The 16,871-nt window shown below is 66.0% G+C and carries 17 protein-coding genes; 4 read left to right on the forward strand and 13 right to left on the reverse strand.

Annotation, left to right across the window (positions count from 1 at the left end; all coding sequences use genetic code 11):
* The 7 genes from F816_RS0108320 to F816_RS0108350 all read right to left on the reverse strand — a co-directional run.
* Positions 1-222, reverse strand: a 222-nt coding sequence (locus F816_RS0108320; protein WP_019594347.1) for a transposase family protein, incomplete at its 3' end; no start/stop codon positions are given.
* 112 nt (positions 223-334) lie between these two features.
* Positions 335-763, reverse strand: a complete 429-nt coding sequence (locus F816_RS0108325) for a ClpXP protease specificity-enhancing factor (protein ID WP_019594348.1) — start codon at positions 761-763, stop codon at positions 335-337.
* The gene (locus tag F816_RS0108330) at positions 760-1,386 is read right to left on the reverse strand and encodes a glutathione S-transferase N-terminal domain-containing protein (RefSeq protein WP_019594349.1); all 627 of its coding nucleotides are present in this window, start codon (positions 1,384-1,386) and stop codon (positions 760-762) included. The genes F816_RS0108325 and F816_RS0108330 overlap by 4 nt, the downstream gene beginning before the upstream one ends.
* Before the next feature lie 106 nt (positions 1,387-1,492).
* Positions 1,493-2,236 (reverse strand): cytochrome c1, encoded by a 744-nt coding sequence (locus F816_RS0108335; protein WP_018176154.1) that lies wholly within the window; start codon positions 2,234-2,236, stop codon positions 1,493-1,495.
* Positions 2,236-3,645, reverse strand: coding sequence for a cytochrome b N-terminal domain-containing protein (locus tag F816_RS0108340; RefSeq protein ID WP_019594350.1), 1,410 nt, complete (start codon positions 3,643-3,645; stop codon positions 2,236-2,238). The genes F816_RS0108335 and F816_RS0108340 overlap by 1 nt, the downstream gene beginning before the upstream one ends.
* Positions 3,645-4,247, reverse strand: a complete 603-nt coding sequence (gene petA / locus F816_RS0108345) for a ubiquinol-cytochrome c reductase iron-sulfur subunit (protein ID WP_026287943.1) — start codon at positions 4,245-4,247, stop codon at positions 3,645-3,647. The genes F816_RS0108340 and petA overlap by 1 nt, the downstream gene beginning before the upstream one ends.
* 316 nt (positions 4,248-4,563) lie before the next feature.
* Positions 4,564-5,313 (reverse strand): Nif3-like dinuclear metal center hexameric protein, encoded by a 750-nt coding sequence (locus F816_RS0108350; protein WP_019594351.1) that lies wholly within the window; start codon positions 5,311-5,313, stop codon positions 4,564-4,566.
* 42 nt (positions 5,314-5,355) lie between these two features.
* On the opposite strand from F816_RS0108350, the gene F816_RS0108355 reads away from it, so the two are divergent.
* Complete coding sequence (locus tag F816_RS0108355) at positions 5,356-6,477, forward strand: S1C family serine protease (protein ID WP_019594352.1); 1,122 nt, start codon at positions 5,356-5,358, stop codon at positions 6,475-6,477.
* 322 nt (positions 6,478-6,799) lie between these two features.
* Here F816_RS0108355 and F816_RS0108360 read toward each other — a convergent pair whose 3' ends face one another.
* From F816_RS0108360 to F816_RS14990, 5 genes are all read right to left on the reverse strand, one after another.
* Positions 6,800-7,708, reverse strand: a complete 909-nt coding sequence (locus tag F816_RS0108360) for a CopD family protein (RefSeq protein ID WP_019594353.1) — start codon at positions 7,706-7,708, stop codon at positions 6,800-6,802.
* Positions 7,709-7,711: 3 nt separating this feature from the next.
* Complete coding sequence (locus F816_RS0108365; protein ID WP_018952170.1) at positions 7,712-8,083, reverse strand: copper resistance CopC family protein; 372 nt, start codon at positions 8,081-8,083, stop codon at positions 7,712-7,714.
* A gap of 109 nt (positions 8,084-8,192) precedes the next feature.
* Positions 8,193-9,602, reverse strand: a complete 1,410-nt coding sequence (locus F816_RS0108370; RefSeq protein WP_019594354.1) for a multicopper oxidase family protein — start codon at positions 9,600-9,602, stop codon at positions 8,193-8,195.
* A complete protein-coding gene (locus tag F816_RS0108375) occupies positions 9,602-11,323 on the reverse strand; it encodes a TolC family protein (protein WP_019594355.1) in 1,722 nt (573 codons plus the stop codon). The genes F816_RS0108370 and F816_RS0108375 overlap by 1 nt, the downstream gene beginning before the upstream one ends.
* A gap of 147 nt (positions 11,324-11,470) precedes the next feature.
* Complete coding sequence (locus tag F816_RS14990) at positions 11,471-11,851, reverse strand: hypothetical protein (RefSeq protein WP_369773343.1); 381 nt, start codon at positions 11,849-11,851, stop codon at positions 11,471-11,473.
* Here F816_RS14990 and F816_RS15140 point away from each other — a divergent pair.
* Positions 11,741-11,983, forward strand: a complete 243-nt coding sequence (locus F816_RS15140) for a hypothetical protein (protein ID WP_369773345.1) — start codon at positions 11,741-11,743, stop codon at positions 11,981-11,983. The two genes, F816_RS14990 and F816_RS15140, sit on opposite strands and share 111 nt — an antisense overlap.
* Positions 11,984-12,187: 204 nt before the next feature.
* Here F816_RS15140 and pepN read toward each other — a convergent pair whose 3' ends face one another.
* Positions 12,188-14,821: an aminopeptidase N gene (pepN, locus tag F816_RS0108385; RefSeq protein ID WP_019594357.1), complete on the reverse strand. Its 2,634-nt coding sequence runs from the start codon at positions 14,819-14,821 to the stop codon at positions 12,188-12,190.
* A 396-nt stretch (positions 14,822-15,217) separates the two neighbouring features.
* On the opposite strand from pepN, the gene F816_RS0108390 reads away from it, so the two are divergent.
* Both F816_RS0108390 and F816_RS0108395 read left to right on the forward strand, forming a co-directional pair.
* Positions 15,218-16,039 carry a TatD family hydrolase gene (locus F816_RS0108390; protein ID WP_019594358.1) on the forward strand — a complete coding sequence of 274 codons (822 nt, stop codon included), beginning with the start codon at positions 15,218-15,220 and terminating at the stop codon, positions 16,037-16,039.
* The gene (locus F816_RS0108395; protein WP_026333202.1) at positions 16,032-16,802 is read left to right on the forward strand and encodes an SDR family oxidoreductase; all 771 of its coding nucleotides are present in this window, start codon (positions 16,032-16,034) and stop codon (positions 16,800-16,802) included. The genes F816_RS0108390 and F816_RS0108395 overlap by 8 nt, the downstream gene beginning before the upstream one ends.
* The last annotated feature ends 69 nt before the right edge of the window (positions 16,803-16,871 follow it).

The following is a 16,871-nucleotide window of genomic DNA, read 5'->3' on the forward strand; positions in this document are numbered from 1 at the left end:
CAGTACCACCCGGTACTCAAACAGAGGAAGATCCCGCACCCGCCGCAGCGTCGTCTCGTGCACCTGCCGGGTCCGATGACCGCAGCGTTCGCAGTGCATCCACTGCCGCGTCGGCTTCAGGTGCAGCTCCAGCGTGCCGCCGGCCTCCTCCGGCCAAACTGCACGCTCCAGCCGATAGCCTTCCCAGCCGCCCAGCTTCTGCAACGTCTTCTTGTCCAGCATCGCTCTCTCCCGTGTCCTTCCTGGCTCCACGTGAGACTACGATGCCCTTCAGCGGTCGAACACCTCCCCGGTATCCTTCGATGAACCAAAGAAAAGGGCCCCGGAAGGGGCCCTACTTCACGACCTTCAGTGCCGGACCCTTGCGCTTCGGGGCCGGCGAATCCTCCCCGCCCCCGTCATCACCAGAGCCGTCCGGAGGCGTGCCCGGACCGTCGTCCTCGGGACCCGGACCCGGTTCGCTGCCGAACATCATCCCCTGACCGTTCTCGCGCGCGTAGACCGCGAGCACTGCTTGCATCGGCACAAAGACATCCATCGGGCTGCCCGCGAACCGGGCCGAAAAGGCCACCGCCTCGTCACCGATGTTCAGGGCCTGCACTGCGGTCGGACCGACGTTGAGCGTGATCTTGCCCTGGTCGACGAACGCCTCCGGAACGATCACCCCTTCGACTGTGGCGTCGACCAGGAGATGCGGCGTGAAGCCGTTATCCGTAACCCACTCCCACAGAGCCCGGAGCAGATAGGGGCGCGACGAAGTCACAGGCGCAGCTCGCGCTCAGCCTCGGTCAGACTCACCTGGAACGATTCACGCTTGCAGACGCGATCGGCATATTCCTGAATCGCCTGCGGCAACGCCGTCAGATCGATGCCCACGGCGGGAAGCCGCCACATCACCGGGGCGATGGCGCAGTCCACAATCGAGAACTCGTCACTCAGGAAATACGGCTTGAGTTCGAAGATCTCGGCCGAGCTGACCAGGCTCTCGCGCAGGATCTTGCGCGCCTTGGTCAAAGCGGAGCCGGAGGCCTGGTTGACGGCATCGAGACCCTCGTACCAGTCACGCTCCACGCGATAAAGCGCCAGCCGCGCGGCCGCCCGCGAGACCGGATCCACCGGCATCAGCGGCGGATGCGGAAAGCGTTCATCCAGATACTCGGTGATGACGTGCGTGCCGTACAGGGCCAGGTCGCGATCCACCAGGGTCGGAACCTCGTTGTACGGGTTCAGGTCGGAGAGATCCTCGGGCAGCTCATCGGGCCCGAGATTGACGACATCCACGGCGATGTCCTTCTCCGCAAGGATGATGCGCACCCGGTGGCAACGCACGCAGTCGTGAGCAGAAAACAGGGTCATAACGGAACGACGGTTGGCGACCAGCGCCATGGCTTTCTCCCTAGCCCGGCCGAATGGTTTCCGGTGCCGGGCAGACGGTCAATAACACCGGCGCGCGATCATCCCTGATCGGCGCGCCGGTTACGGTTCATGCCGCCTAGTGTACGTCTTTCCAGTACTCCTTTTTCAAGAAGTAGGCGAGAATCGTGAAGATCCCGAGGAAAATCAGTACATAAAGGCCAATTCGCTGACGGTCCAGCTGCATCGGCTCACCCATGTACGAGAGATAGGTCACGATGTCGCGCACGGCCCGGTCGTACTCGCTGGGCGTCATCTGGCCGGAGCGCACCAGTTCGAGACGCTCGTTACCATCCTCGTCGACAACCTTTTCCTGCCAGCCTTGCAGTTCCCACAGGACGTGGGGCATGCCGACATTGTCGAACACCTCGTTGTTCGCACCCAGCGGGCGCGATTCGTCGATGTAGAAGCTCTTCAGGAAGGTATAAACCCAGTCCTCGCCATTGATACGCGTGGTCATGGTCAGGTCCGGCGGGACGACCCCAAAGGCCTCTTCGCCATAGTCTTCGCCCATGGCGTTGGTCATCAGCGAACCGACACCAACGGGATCACCGGCCTCGTCGGTGATGAAGATGAAGTTCTCCTCCACCTGCTGCTCGGTCAGGCCGATATCGCGACCCACGCGGTTGTAGCGCATGTACTCGGTTGCGTGACAACCCATGCAATAGTTCATGAACAGGTTGGCACCGCGCTGCAACGAGGCCTCGTTGCTCACGTCGATGTTGGCCTTCTCCAGGTCACCGTCGTACCCGGCCGCCGAGGCGGCCGGGACGGTGAACAGAGCCGCAGCGGCCAGAACTGTAGTTGCAATCAGCGTTTTCATTACGAAGTCACCCTTTCCGGAACGGCACGGTCACGGCCCAGGCCACGTGCGAAGGCAGGGACCACCATGGTCACGAACAGATACACGGTCGGAATCAGCCAGGACCACATCAGCAGGCCCGCGCTATCGGGGTCGAAGCGCAGGATGTCGTAGAAGGAGTAGATACCCACCACCACGGCAAACGCGATCAGGCTGAAGAACATGGACCGTTCCTTGCTGAGGAACCACAGCACGAAAAAGAACGCGAAGTAGACCGTCGAGAAACGCAGGCTCATCTCGCTGACCTCGCTGGTGGCCTGCTGCAGGCCCAGCCATCCGAGGATCACGAAGGCCACCACGAACACCGCCAGGTTGAACTTGGCCGCGAACGAGCGATAGCGCATCGACAGGACCGGGTTGCGATCCAGCCAGGGGATGAAGAACAGCATCACCACCGCGGCGCCCATCGCCATCACGCCCAGGAACGGATCCGGCACCGAACGCAGGACCGAGTACATCGAGGTGAAGTACCAGACCGGCGGAATCAGGTCCGGGGTCACCAGCGGATCGGCCGGGATCATGTTGTCGGCCTTCAGGAACAGGCCACCACCGGTCGGGAAGAAGAACATGATCACGGCGAAGACCATCAGGAACACGCCGACGCCCACCAGATCCTTCACGGAGTAGTAGGGGTGGAACGGGATGCCATCCTTCGGGATGCCATTCTCGTCCTTGTGGTCCTTGATGTTGATGCCGTCCGGGTTGTTGGAACCCACTTCGTGCAGCGCGATGATGTGCGCGGCCACCAGCATGATCAGCACCAGCGGCAGGGCAATCACGTGCAGTGCAAAAAAGCGGTTCAGCGTGGCGTCGGACAGCAGGAAGTCACCGCGAATCCAGGTCACCAGGTCCGGCCCGATGTACGGGATGGTCTGGAACAGGTTCACGATGACCTGCGCACCCCAGTAGGACATCTGACCCCACGGCAGCAGGTAGCCGGCGAAGGCCTCGGCCATCAGTACCAGGTAGATCAGCACACCGAAGATCCAGATCAGCTCGCGCGGCTTCTTGTAGGAGCCGTAGAGCAATGCCCGGAACATGTGCAGATAGACGACCACGAAGAACATCGAGGCGCCAGTGGAGTGCATATAGCGGATCAACCAGCCCCACTCCACATCACGCATGATGTACTCGACCGACGCAAACGCGAGTTCGGCGTCGGGCTTGTAGAACATGGTCAGGAAGATGCCGGTGACCACCTGGATGACCAGCACCAGAAGGGCCAGGGATCCAAAGAAGTACCAGAAGTTGAAGTTCTTTGGTGCGTAGTACTGCGCCAGATGCTCGTTCCACATCTGGGAGAGCGGGAAGCGGGCGTCCACCCAGCCCAGCACACCGCCCTGGATCTTGGTATCAGGATTGCTGGCCATCAGATCGCCTCCCCGTCTTCATCTTCACCAATGACTAGCAAGGTATCGTTCCGATACATGTGCCGCGGGATCACCAGGTTGGTCGCCGCGGGCATGTTGCGGTACACGCGACCGGCCAGGTCGAAGCGCGAACCGTGGCAGCCGCACAGCCAGCCGCCCTGCCAGTCGGAACCCATCTCGGGATCGCCGATCTCCGGGCGGTAGCTCGGCGAGCAGCCCAGATGGGTGCAGATACCGATGACGACCAGGATCTCCGGCTTGCGCGAGCGGTACTCGTTCTGCGCATATTCCGGCTGCTGGCTTTCCACTTCGGAGTCGGGATCGCGCAGGCGATCGGCCACCTCGGCCAAACCGGCAACCATCTCGTCGGTGCGCCGCACCACCCAGATCGGCTGGCCGCGCCACTCGACGCTGACACGCTGACCCGGCTCGACAGCGGCCACGTCGAACTCGACAGGGGCCCCGGCTGCCTGAGCGCGCGCGCTGGGCTGCAAGGACGCCAGGAACGGGGCCGCGACTGCGGCGACCCCGGCTCCGCCTACGACGGATGTCGCGGCGACGAGGAACCGGCGACGGCCTCGGTTTACGCCTTGGTTTGCCATGTTTGTCTCTCCAAACAACGTGTTGAAATCGTGTTCCCGCGGCCGCAAAGGAAGGCGCGGCTGATACGCGAAGGGGCTTGCCGCACGCGCGAATACCCATCTGGGCGGGCTGTAAAATGCGATAGAATTCCCGAACACGCTAATAAGGTCAAGTAGATTGCCGCCTTAAGACCGAGCATTGCACTCGGTCTCACGCCCCCGAAAACCTTATAAGCAGTTGATTATAAATTTGCTTGTTCCGGGCGCTGCCAACGCCCCGAAACCGCACATTCTGCACCACAATCTCGCAGCGCGCGGCCCGTGAGGGCGCCATCGCTCAGGCGGGATTGTCGATCTCGATGAACTCGTGTTCGAGGCCGAAACGCTCCCCGCACCACTGCCCCAAGGCCAGGGCCCCGTAACGTTCGGTCGCATGGTGCCCGGCGGCGAAGTAATGCACCCCAAGCTCGCGCGCCTCGTGGGTTGTCTGTTCGGAGATCTCGCCACTGACATAGGCATCCACCCCCAGGGCCGCCGCCTCGGTCAGTAGCGACTGCGCCCCGCCGGTACACCAGGCGATGCGCCGGATCGGGTGATCGCCGGCCTCCACGCAAAGGGCCTCGCGTCCCAGCACGTTGCTGATGTGCGCCTGCATGTCCGGCGCCGACAGCGGTCGGGCAGGGGTTCCGATCTGGCCGACACCGTCCTCGCGCAGTACGCCGTCGATCGCGAACCCCAAGCGTCCCGCCAGCTGGGTATTGTTGCCGAGTGCCGGATGGGCATCCAGCGGCAGATGGTAGGCCACCAGATTGATGTCGTGCGCGAGCAACTGCCGCAAGCGCTCCCGCTTCATGCCGGTCACCTCCTGCGGCTCGCCCTTCCAGAAGTAGCCATGATGCACCAGGATCAGGTCGGCCCCGGTCGCCACGGCCGCCTCCACCAGCGCCAGCGAGGCGGTCACCCCGCTGACGATCCGGCGGATCTCGCGCCGTCCCTCGACCTGCAGCCCGTTTGGACAGTAGTCGCGGAAGCGCTCCGGTTCGAGTTCCGCATTGAGTGCCTGCATCAGTTCGTCACGATCGACCACGGCGGGATCCCCTGTTGAGCGATGATTCGGTATATTCGGCATATGGTGAATTTCTCCCGCTTCCTGCTGCAAGCTGCGCTGACCGGTATCGCCCTAGCGGTGGTGATCGCAGTGTTCTTCCCCGAGATCCTCGGCCGCGGCGACCCAGGTGCGGAATTGCGGGTCGCCGAGCCGGTGGCTGCGCCTGCCGCAACCGGGGCGCCGGCCAGCTATGCCGACGGCGTACGCCGCGCCGCACCCGCGGTCGTCAACATCATGACCTCGCGCACCATCGACCGCCCGTCCGGCTTCGGCCTGCACGAGTTCTTTGGCCAGCAACTGCCACCGGGCGAGCAGGAACAGTCCAGCCTCGGCTCCGGGGTCATCATGACCGATCAGGGGCACGTGCTGACCAATCACCACGTGATCGAGGAGGCCGATGCCATCGCCATCGTGCTGCCCGGCGGCGAGGCCCATCCCGCCGAGATCATCGGCATCGACGTGGACACCGACCTCGCCGTGCTGCGCGTGCGGGTGCCGAATCTGGCCGTGGCCACGGTGGGTCACTCCAGCGACCTGCAGGTGGGCGACGTGGTCCTGGCCATTGGCAATCCGTTCGGGGTCGGCCAGACCGTGACCCAGGGCATTGTCTCCGCCACCGGACGCAACCAGCTCGGCATCAACACCTTCGAGGATTTCATTCAGACCGACGCGGCCATCAACCCGGGCAATTCCGGCGGCGCGCTGATCAATGCCCGCGGCGAGGTCATCGGCATCAACACGGCGATCTTCTCGCGCTCCGGCGGCTCCCACGGCATCGGCTTCGCAATCCCTGTGGACCTGGCGCGCAGCGTGATGACCGACATCATCGAACAGGGCTTTGTCGCCCGCGGCTGGCTGGGGATCGAGGTCCAGGCGATGAACCGCGAACTGGCCGAATCCTTCGGCCTGGATGCCCCGCGCGGCGTACTGGTGGCGGGCATCCTGCGCGAAGGCCCTGCCGAAGACGCCGGCATCCGCCCGGGGGACGTCATCACCCACCTCGACGACAGCAGCGTGAACACCCCGCGCGAGGCCCTCAACGCGATCGCCCGCACCGCGCCGGGCGCAACCCTGGACATCCGCATCCAGCGTGAGGGCGAGGACATCGAACTCTCGGCGACTGTCGTCCAGCGCCCGATCTAGGGAAACACTGATCAATGTACACGCTCGCGCTCGAGTCGCTTTTGCGTGCGAACAAGGCGCGGCGACTGCCGTGCAGTCACTCTGCACAAGGGAGCCGCAACGCCGTGCGCGCGCCCGTTTTCGACAACAACGGGCGACCGAGCCCCGTCTTTCAATAGGTTGTGGGGTTGGCACCCCAGGTTCCCCGATCCTGCGTTGCGCCGCTTACGGGTAGAACCACCACCCGCTGCACGACGCGCCTTGTCTCGGAAAACCTGGGGTACCAACGCGAGTGTGTACATTGATCAGTGTTTCCCTAGGCAACACCCACCCGGGGCCTTTCTCAGCCGTTGGCCGGCGAGCTGACCGTGGTCAGTACCGCGGTCAGCAGCAGGATCAACGCCACCAGGGCACCCTCCAGCGCAATGCTGCGCCGCAGACGCCGCGGTGCTCCCGCTTCGCCGCGCTCGAAGGCGGGCACCAGACGCCACTTGTTCGCGGCCGCCAGCAGCAGGAGCAGTGCGACGATCAGCACCTTGCCGATCAGGAACTGGCCATAGCCAGTGGTCAGTAACGGCGTGATGCCACCCAGCAACCACCAGGCGAGAACCAGTCCCGCCAGCACCAGGAGCCCAACCCCGATCATCGCGACCTGCCCGAAACGAGCGAGGATACGCGCGGCGTCGGCAGCCGCGGGTGGGTGCCCGGCCAACCGGTACAGCGGCGCCAGCGACGCAACCCAGAAGGCGGCTGCCAGCAGATGCACGATCAGCAAGCCGGCCAGCAGAACACGAGGCTCGTCCACGGTATGGCCCACCTGCACGAAGGCGAACATCACCAACAGCACCCCGGCCAGGCTCAGGCCATAGCCCACCCCTGGCAGACGCCGGGCATCCAGCAGGATCGCCTGGACCAGTAGCAGGCCAGTCACCGCGAGGATCAAGCGGGTGCCCTGCGCGCCCTCGAACACGATCCCCAGCAGCATGGGGTCCATCGCGGAGGCGATAGTGCCGCCCCCGAGATACCCGGCCTGCAACAGCCACTGCAGCATGGCCAGGGCGATCGCCACCCAGGCCGCGACCGCCCCCGTGCGGGCGAGCACCCGGCGATCCGGATCGGGCAGATCCGGAAACACCAGGCGAAACAGCACCGCCCCGGTCGCCAGCAGGGCCCCGAGGTAGAACCCGGCCGTGGCGAGAATCATCGCAACGGTCCAGGCCTCCACCCCGGCGAGTGCCGACATCCAGGCCATGGATCAGTCCTCCACCGTGAAGCGGAAGCCATCGGACATCATGTGCCCGTCGCGCGCCAGACCACGCCAGCGCACCTGATAGCTACCGGCCGGAAGCGGCTCCGCAGGTTCCACGAAGTAGCGCTCGGTCGGCTCGTTGCCCGGCCGATTCGCCATCCTCACACGGCCGTTGGGGCCGGTCACGTCGAACTGGGTAATGCGCATCGCGCCATCGAACTCGATGCCGATCGCCTCCGGCGAGCCCTGCACGGTGGCGCCATCCTCCGGCGTGCTGCCCAAATCGCCCTCATGGGCCAGCAGCGGCATGGCCAGGGCCAGCAGCAGGGCCGCCAGGGCGGCTCGGGTCGTGTTGTGAATCGTGTTCTTGGTCTGCATGTCGTGTCCTCTTGTCATTTTTCTGTGTTGCAAATGTTTGTTGCGTTGAAACATGGGTTGGAAAAACGGAGGGCCCAACTGGGCCCTCCGGCCGGTTCCATATCGGCGACTAGTGGTCGTGGCCTCCATGCCCCCCGTGACCGCCATGACCACCATGGCCGTTCGTTTCACGGCTGGGGGTCGGCAGCGCATCCGAGCCCTCGCCGGCGAGCTTGCCGCGGCGCACCGGGTTGCCGAAGTCGGGGTCATCGCTGACCATCCAGGCGACCTCGCCCTCCGGGTGCCAATACCAGCCGGGGTCGCGGAAATCGCCCGGCTCCAGGTCATCGCGGACCTTGATCAGGGTGAACATCCCGCCCATGCCGATGCTGCCGAACGGGCCCTGCCCCATGGCCATCGCCAGGGTGTTCTCCGGGCCGGTCATGTGACCGCTGTCGGTATGCTCCTGGTGGTCGGCCATGCCGTGCTCGCCCATCGCCATATAGCCGGGGAGGATCGAGCGGATCTCTTCCTCGATACCGGACTGATCCACGCCTAGCGGATTGGCAATGCCGTGGCCCATCGGGTTCATCGTGTGGTGCGACATGTGGCAGTGGAACGCCCAGTCGCCCGGTGGCGCAACGAACTCGACATCGCGCGTCTGCCCGACCGCCACGATCTCGGTGGTCTCCTTGCGCCACTGGTTGCGTGGCCAGCGACCGCCATCGGAGCCGGTCACCTCGAATGACACCCCGTGCACATGCATCGGGTGGTTCCACATCGACAGGTTGCCCATGCGGATACGCACCCGCTCGCCGGTCTTCGCCACCAGCGAGTCGATGGCCGGGAACACCTTGGAGTTCATCGACCACAGGTCGAAGTCCACCATGATCGACGGATCCGGGGTGCGAGTACCGGGATGCAGGCCCCAGTTGTGCAACAGGATCGCGTAGTCGCGATCCACCGGCTCGATCTCGCCGTCCTTCGGGTGGATGATGAACATGCCCATCATCCCCATCGCCATCTGCACCATCTCGTCGGCATGCGGGTGATACATATGCGTGCCGTGCTGGTTCAGCTCGAACTCGTAGACGAAGGTCTCGCCCGGATGGATCGGCGGCTGGGTCACCCCCTTCACCCCGTCCATTCCCGAGGGCAGGTGGATGCCGTGCCAGTGCACCGAGGTGTACTCGGGCAGCCGGTTGGTCACGTAGATGCGGACACGATCGCCCTCCACCGCCTCGATCGTTGGCCCCGGCGTGGTGCCGTTGTAGCCCCAGCACTTCGCCACCGAACCGGGCGCGAACTCGTGCTCGATCTCCTCGGCCACCAGGTGAAACTCCTTCACCCCGTCGTTCATCGTGTAGGGCAGGGTCCAGCCATTGGGCGTGTGCACCGGCATGTATCCCTGCTCGGTGCGTTCGCCCGGCGTGTGATCGCCCTGGTTGTGGTGCTCGTGGCCGGTTTCGGCCATCACCCGTGTCAGGGTGGTCGCCGGCAGCAGGGCGCTGGCGGCAATCAGAAAGTTACGGCGCTTCATCAGTGATGCCCTCCATGCCCGTGGTTGGAATGATCGCGGTGGTCCTGGTCCTGCTGACCGTGGTCATCGTGATCCATGCCTTCATGGCCTTCGTGGCCTTCATGGCCTTCGTGGCCTTCGTGGCCTTCATGGCCTTCGTGGCCTTCGTGGCCTTCGTGGCCTTCATGGCCTTCGTGGCCTTCATGGCCTTCGTGGCCTTCGTGGCCTTCGTGGCCTTGGCCATGATCCATATCGTCATGGGCCCCGTGATCCCCGTGGTCCATACCGGAATGCCCTTCATCGCCGTCGCCATGATCCATGCCTCCATGGCCTCCGTGATCCATGGCACCGTGATCGCCATGCCCCATGGACCCGTGGTCCATGGCCGTCGGCTCGTGCTCCAGCTGGGCAGTCCCGAAAGTTCCGGCGCTGCCCGGCTCGCCGCCCGGCAACTCGCCGGCCACCGCATGCGCCAGCGCGGCGCGGGCCTGCCAGTAGTCACCCAGGGCCGCGACCGTCTTCTGCCAGTCGGCCAGCTCCTCCTGCTTGATCGCGAGCAGGTCGAACACGTCGTCGAACATGAAGTTCACGCGTTCCTGGAGCCGCTCGGTCGCCAGCTCGCGAGCCGGCAGCAGGTCGTCCTGCAGCACACCGAAACGGTTGCGGTGGTGGGCCAGACGCTCGAAGTGCTGGTGCACATCATTGGTAACCGCCTGCACGAGCGACTCGCGCCGCGCCTCGCCGTCCGCCAGCCGTGCTTCGGCGCGGCCAATACCGGCCTGGTTCTGGTTGAAGATGGGCAGCGTGAACGAGATACCCCCACCCCACAGGCGGGTCCCGTCACCCTCACGCTCGAACTCCAGCCCCGGTTCGATATCCCCCATCCAGCGGTAACGCCGCACTAGGGCCACGCCCTCGGTCAGCCCATCCAGGGCATGATCCAGGGCGCGCAGATCCAGGCGCTGTTCCAGCGCCTGGTCCACAAGGGCCTGACGCTCCTCGAGCTCTGCCAGCGGCAGCGGCAGCTCTTTCGGAAGCTCCCAGTCATCGACCTCGCCAGGCAGCCCCATCAAATGCGCCAGACGCAGCCGCGCCTCGCGCTCGCGCTGGCGGGCATCCTCGAGCTTAAGCCGTGACTCGGCCGCCCGGATGCGCAGGTGGGCGCGCTGCAGGTCCGAGATATTGCCGGCGTCATAGAAGCGCTCGCCCAAACGTGCGCCCAGGTCCGCGGCCCGGCTCTCCAGGCGTTGCACCTCGGCACGCTGGCGCGCGGCCACCGCGTCATACCAGGCGCGTTCGGTGTCACTGGCCAACGCGACCATCCCCTCGGCCAGTTGCAGACGGGTGGATTCCCAGTGAGACCGCGCCATCTCCTGGCGCGCGCCGCGCATCAGCAGCCCGGAGACCCCCCAGGCCAGGCCAACGCCGTACTCGTTGCCACCGCCACCCTCGGGGCGCATGACCGACAGCGACAGCGATGGATTGGAAAACTGGGAGGCCTCGACCACGTCGGCCGCAGTCAGATCCAGCTTGGCATAAGCCTGCTGCATGCGCGGGTTGCGCCAGATGGCCTGGTGAATGGCCTCGTCAAGCGTCAGCTCGCCGGAGGGTCGGGGCATCTCCGACTCGGGCAGGTCGATCCCCTGCACCGAGAGGTCCTCCATCAGATCGGACCGGTCCAGCTCGGGCGCGGTAACCGCACACCCGGCGAGAAACAGTACCGACACCACGGGGAGCAGCAATCGGGTTGCTCGCATCGTGAAAATCTCCTTGATTCCGTATTCGATTCCGAACCGCGCGCAAGCGCACGACACGGCCTTTCTACCCGCTGCCGGGGGCACCCAGGCAGCACTCGGGCAGGAACCGGCCAAACGGCCGGCATTACGGGATCAGGAGAGGATTGGAGGGCGGTGCAACGCGGCCGTGGAAGGACCGCTCTGGAAGGAATGCAGGCTTGCGCCCGGCACTTCAGTCGCCACGACACTCATGCCGGTGATGGACGGCATGCCCTGACAGTGGCTACAGGCGGCGCAGGCAGCCAGACAAGCCGCATCCACGCAATCGGCATGTGCAAGTAGCTCGCTGGCCTGGGAATGTCCCGACGAAGGCGCATGGTCCGAACCATGATGCGGCGACGCGGCGTGGCCCGCCCGGTCGCCATGCGCATGGTGATCATGGGCAGCGTCGTGCCCGTGATCGTGGGCCCCGTGCTCGGCGTCGCCCTTGGACTGGGCACCATGCATCGCGTGCCCGGCGTGACCGTCTTCCATACCCACGGCCGCGGCCAGCGCCGGCAGGCCGGCAATCGCCAGCACCAGCATCCAGCACAGCAGTCGGTAGAAGACTCGCTTCACGTCGGTCCGAACCTCGTCTCGAGGGGCGTCGCGCCCCCTATAACCTGACATCAACCTACCACAACCCACAGCCACCTGCGGACGCAACCCCGACGTTCGAACGGACCCGCACCGGGACCGCACACGGAGATCGCCACGTCGCTTCGCTCCTCGCGATGACGAGCTTCCAGCCCCGTCGTTGCGAGGAGCCGAAGGCGACGCGGCAACCCCCGGACCAAGCCCCGGCGCCGGATCGGCGAGAGGGCTGGCCTCCTACGCCAGCGCGCGTTCGATTACGTCGCGCAGGTCGCGCGAGACTTCGAGCCCGGCGAGGCGCTCGAGTTCCGCGCGCATCTGCTCGCCACGGGCGGTGTCGACCTTGCGCCAGCGCGTCAGCGGCTGAGCCAGGCGCGCGGCGGTCTGCGGGTTCATCGCATCCAGCTTCTCGACGAAGGCGCCCATGCGGCGGTAGCCCTCGCCATCGTCCTGGTGGAAGTGGCGTTCGTTGCGCGCCATGAACGGTCCGAGCACCGCGCGCACGCGATTCGGATTCGTCCAGCGAAAACCGGGATGCTCCAGCAGGGCGTCGAGGCGCGCGAAACCGCCGGCGACCTGGCTGCCCGCCTGCAGCCCGAAGTACTTGTCCAGCACCAGCGGGTCGTCGCGGTAGCGCTGTTCGAAGTCCGCCAGCAGCACCTGGCGCGCCTCGTGGTCCAGCTCGTTGACCGCATTCAACGCACCCATGCGCATGGTCTGGCTGCGCGCCTTCTGATACTGCGCCAGGGCCTCCGGCACCGCGGCCTGGTCGCGCGCGGCGACGCGCAGCGCCAGCAGGCGGTTGCGCAGCTGGCGCCGGCCCATGGCCGCGGCGGTGAATGCACCGTTGTCGACGTCATCCAGCTTCGGCTGGATCTGCTGCATCGCCTCGGTCAGCGGCATGTACAGGCGCTTCTCCAGGTCATCGCGCTCGTTGCGCAGGCGCACCGGATCCACGCGCTCGAACAGCTCGGCCAGCTCGCGGGTCGGCGGCAGCTGCAGGATGGTCGCCAGCAGCACCGGCTCGATCGCCTCGTCGCGCAACAGCGCCGCCAGGGCATGCTCGATCGCCGCCTCCAGCGCGGTGTCGGCAGCATCGTGCTCGATGCGTGACCGGATCGCACGGCGGAACAGCGTCTGCGCCGCCTCCCAGCGGGCGAAGGCGTCGTCGTCATAGGCCAGCAGATGGGCCAACTCGTCCACGCCCTGGTTGGCGTTCAGGATCACCGGGGCGGAGAAGCCGCGCAGCCAGGAGATCGCGGCTGGCGAGTCGGACAGCGCTTCGAAACGGAAGGTCTGCTCGCCCTCGCTGAGCTCCAGCACCCACTCGTCCTGCACCTCACCGCCCTTTTGGTGGGCCGTGATGCGCCGTCCTTCGGCATCCAGAAAGGCCACCCGCATCGGGATCACCACAGGCTCCTTGTGCTCCTGCCCTGGAGTTGGCGGCGTCTCCTGCGTGAGCGTGATGCGCGCCTGGCCACCGGGGCCGTCAATCGACGTCGCGGCCGTTACCCGCGGGGTGCCGGCCTGGGTATACCAGCGCTTGAATGGGGTCAGGTTGCGACCACTGACCTCGGCCATCACCGCCACGAAGTCGTCGGTGGTCACCGCCTGACCGTCGAAGCGCTCGAAGTAGACATCCAGTCCGCGGCGGAAGGTCTCGCGCCCGATCAGGGTGCGCAGCATGCGGATCAGCTCCGCGCCCTTTTCGTACACGGTCAGGGTGTAGAAATTGTTGATCTCGGCGTAGTGGTCCGGACGCACCGGGTGCGCCAGCGGGCCGGCGTCCTCGGGGAACTGGAAGGCGCGCAGCATGGCCACGTCGTCGATGCGCTTCACGCCGAACAGGGTGCAGTCGGTGGTGAACTCCTGGTCACGGAAGACCGTGAGCCCCTCCTTCAGCGACAGCTGGAACCAGTCGCGGCAAGTGACGCGGTTGCCCGACCAGTTGTGGAAGTACTCGTGGGCGATCACCGACTCGATGGCGACGAAGTCGTCGTCGGTGGCGGTGTCGGGGCTGGCCAGCACGTACTTGGCGTTGAACAGGTTCAACCCCTTGTTCTCCATCGCCCCCATGTTGAAGTCGTCCACCGCGACGATCATGTACACATCCAGATCGTATTCGCGGCCGAAGGCCTCTTCGTCATAGCGCATCGCGCGCTGCAACGAGGCCAGCGCGTGATCGCAGCGATCGGCGTTGTGCGCCTCCACGTACAGTTCAAGCTGAACCTCGCGCCCGGACATCGTGGTGAAGGTGTCGCGCTGGCAGGCCAGATCCCCCGCGACCAGCGCGAACAGGTACGACGGCTTCAGGAACGGATCCTCCCAAACGGCGTAATGCCGGCCACCGTCCAGTTCGCCGGCCTCGACGCGGTTGCCGTTGGCCAGCAGCACCGGGTACTGCGCCCGATCCGCCTCCAGGCGCACGCGGTAGGTGGTCAGCACATCCGGGCGATCGGGAAAGAACGTGATGCGGCGAAAGCCCTCCGGCTCGCACTGGGTGCAGAGGTTGCCGCTGGAGGCGTACAAGCCCTCCAGCGCGGTGTTCTGCTCCGGGTGGCAACGGCTGACGATCTCCAGCCGCGCGGCCTCCGGCAGGCCGTGGAGCAGCAGCCCCTCGGCATCCTGTTCCAGCAAACCCTCGGCCGGCTTGGCGCCGTCCACCGTGAACGAGACCAGCTCCACGCCATCGCCATACAGGCGCAGCGGCGCATCCGGCTCCACCGCCTCCGGGTTGCGCCGCACCGCCATGCGCGTCGTCACCTCGGTGGCTGCCGCCGCCAGATCAAAGTCCAGCTCCAGGCTCTCCACCACAAACGCCGGCGGCTGATAGTCGTTCAGATAAACCGCCAGGGGGCTCGCATCACGCATTCCAAACTCCAAATCATCAATAACCGTTCAACACGTATCACGCCCACGCGGTCCATACCCCAAACCCGGACAAGGACCCCGTCATTGCGAGGCCCCGCAGGGGCCGCGGCAACCTCCATCCGCAACCCCCACGTTTCTCCGTCCCGGCCGGGGCCACCCCCACAGATCGCCACGTCGCTACGCTCCTCGCGATGACGCTGCTTGGCCCCCCGTCATTGCGAGGCGCCGAAGGCGCCGCGGCAATCTCCCCAAGCTGGCAGACCGATCGGCCCGCCCTTCGGGCCGGCCCGCGGCCGTTCAACGCGCTTCGAGCTTTTGTGCCACGGCACCGACGGCATCTCGCAATGACAGGCCCGGGATCTGGCACCACGCGTCCAATCCGTTAGCATACCGCGCATGGAATGGATCGATATCTGCTTCAACCTCACCCACGAATCCTTCAACAAGGAACGCGACGAGGTCCTCGAGCGCGCCCGCGAGGCCGGCGTGTCCTGGATGCTGATCACCGGTGCCGACGCCCACCAGAGTGAAAAGTGCCTGGAGATCGCCGACCGCTACCCGGACTGCTGCCGCGCCACCCTGGGCGTGCATCCACATCTATCCAAACAGTGGACCGACGCGATCGCCGCCCGGTTCAGTGACCTCGCCCGCGCGGACGCCAACGTGGTCGCCATGGGCGAGATGGGTCTGGACTACAACCGCGACCACTCGCCGCGCCCGCAGCAGCGCATCGCCTTCGAGGCCCAGCTGGAGCTGGCCGCCGACCTCGGCCTGCCGGTGTTCCTGCACGAACGCGACGCCCACCACGACTTCGCCCAGATCCTGCGCCGCTGGCGCGACAAGGTTCCGGCGGCCGTGGTGCACTGCTTCACCGGCGAGGCCGACGCCCTGGCCGAATACCTCGACCTCGACTGCCACATCGGCATCACCGGCTGGGTCTGCGACGAACGCCGCGGCCACCACCTGCACCCGCTGGTTCCGCGCATCCCGCGCGGCCGCCTGATGATCGAGACCGACGCCCCCTACCTCCTGCCGCGCAGCCTGCCCAAGGGCACCGGCAAGAAGATCGGCAACGGCCGGCGCAACGAACCCGCCTTCCTCCCCCACATCGGCGAATACGTGGCCCAACTGCGCGACGAGACCCCGGAAGACCTCGCCGCCCACACCACCGCCACCGCCCGCGCCTTCTATAACCTCCCCGAAACCGCCGGTGTCTGAAACACCGGACAACGACCCGACGCCAAGGGTGGCGCTGGTCACCGGCGCCGCGCGCGGGATCGGCCTCGGCATCGCCGGGCGCCTGGTGCAGGATGGCTGGCAGGTGGTACTGACCGACCTCGACGGCGCCGAATGCGAACAGGCCGCCGCACGCCTCGGGCCGGCGGCCCGAGCCATGACGCTGGATGTCCGCGACGAGCAACAGGTCCGCGAAGCCATTCGGCGCACGGAGGAATGGCACGGCGGACTCGATGCGCTGGTCAACAATGCCGGCATCAGCGACCCGCACTCCGGGCCACTGGAAGAACTGGACCTGGCCGACTGGCAGCGCTGGCTGGACACCAACCTCACCGGTGCCTTCCTGCTTGGCAAGCATGCCCTGCCGCTGCTGCGCCGCCGCCATGGGGCCATCGTGAACATCAGCTCGACTCGCGCCCTGGAGTCGAAGCCGCACACCGAGGCCTACGCCGCCAGCAAGGGCGGCCTCGACGCCTTCACCCACGCCCTGGCCATCAGCGCCGGTCCGGACGTCCGCGTGAACGCCATCCGCCCCGGCTGGATCGAAGCCCGCAGCCCCGACCAGCAACAGGCCGAACCCTTGTCCGCACAGGACCACGCCCAGCACCCGGCCGGGCGCGTCGGCCAGCCCGCCGACATCGCCGCCCTCACCGCCTTCCTGCTCGGGCCGGACGCCGGCTTCGTCACCGGCCAGATCTGGACCGCCGACGGCGGCATGACCCGCCGCATGATCTACACCGACTGACCCCCGCCCAAAAGCGGAAACGAAAACGCCCCGGAACGACCCGCGTTCCAGGGCGTTGACGGCCTCCCA

The sequence above is a fragment of the Thioalkalivibrio sp. ALM2T genome (assembly GCF_000381505.1).
Classification (GTDB): Bacteria; Pseudomonadota; Gammaproteobacteria; order Ectothiorhodospirales; family Ectothiorhodospiraceae; genus Thioalkalivibrio; species Thioalkalivibrio versutus.

Bases quoted from the DNA above. Each gene is read 5' to 3' on its own strand.
- F816_RS0108365 (WP_018952170.1), bottom strand. From the start codon at position 8,083: ATGCAGACCAAGAACACGATTCACAACACGACCCGAGCCGCCCTGGCG.
- F816_RS0108355 (WP_019594352.1), top strand. From the start codon at position 5,356: ATGGTGAATTTCTCCCGCTTCCTGCTGCAAGCTGCGCTGACCGGTATC.
- petA (WP_026287943.1), bottom strand. From the start codon at position 4,247: ATGGCAAACCAAGGCGTAAACCGAGGCCGTCGCCGGTTCCTCGTCGCC.
- F816_RS0108360 (WP_019594353.1), bottom strand. From the start codon at position 7,708: ATGGCCTGGATGTCGGCACTCGCCGGGGTGGAGGCCTGGACCGTTGCG.
- F816_RS0108390 (WP_019594358.1), top strand. From the start codon at position 15,218: ATGGAATGGATCGATATCTGCTTCAACCTCACCCACGAATCCTTCAAC.
- F816_RS0108335 (WP_018176154.1), bottom strand. From the start codon at position 2,236: ATGAAAACGCTGATTGCAACTACAGTTCTGGCCGCTGCGGCTCTGTTC.
- F816_RS14990 (WP_369773343.1), bottom strand. From the start codon at position 11,851: ATGGAAGACGGTCACGCCGGGCACGCGATGCATGGTGCCCAGTCCAAG.
- pepN (WP_019594357.1), bottom strand. From the start codon at position 14,821: ATGCGTGATGCGAGCCCCCTGGCGGTTTATCTGAACGACTATCAGCCG.
- F816_RS0108330 (WP_019594349.1), bottom strand. From the start codon at position 1,386: ATGGCGCTGGTCGCCAACCGTCGTTCCGTTATGACCCTGTTTTCTGCT.
- F816_RS0108370 (WP_019594354.1), bottom strand. From the start codon at position 9,602: ATGAAGCGCCGTAACTTTCTGATTGCCGCCAGCGCCCTGCTGCCGGCG.
- F816_RS0108340 (WP_019594350.1), bottom strand. From the start codon at position 3,645: ATGGCCAGCAATCCTGATACCAAGATCCAGGGCGGTGTGCTGGGCTGG.
- F816_RS15140 (WP_369773345.1), top strand. From the start codon at position 11,741: ATGCGCATGGTGATCATGGGCAGCGTCGTGCCCGTGATCGTGGGCCCC.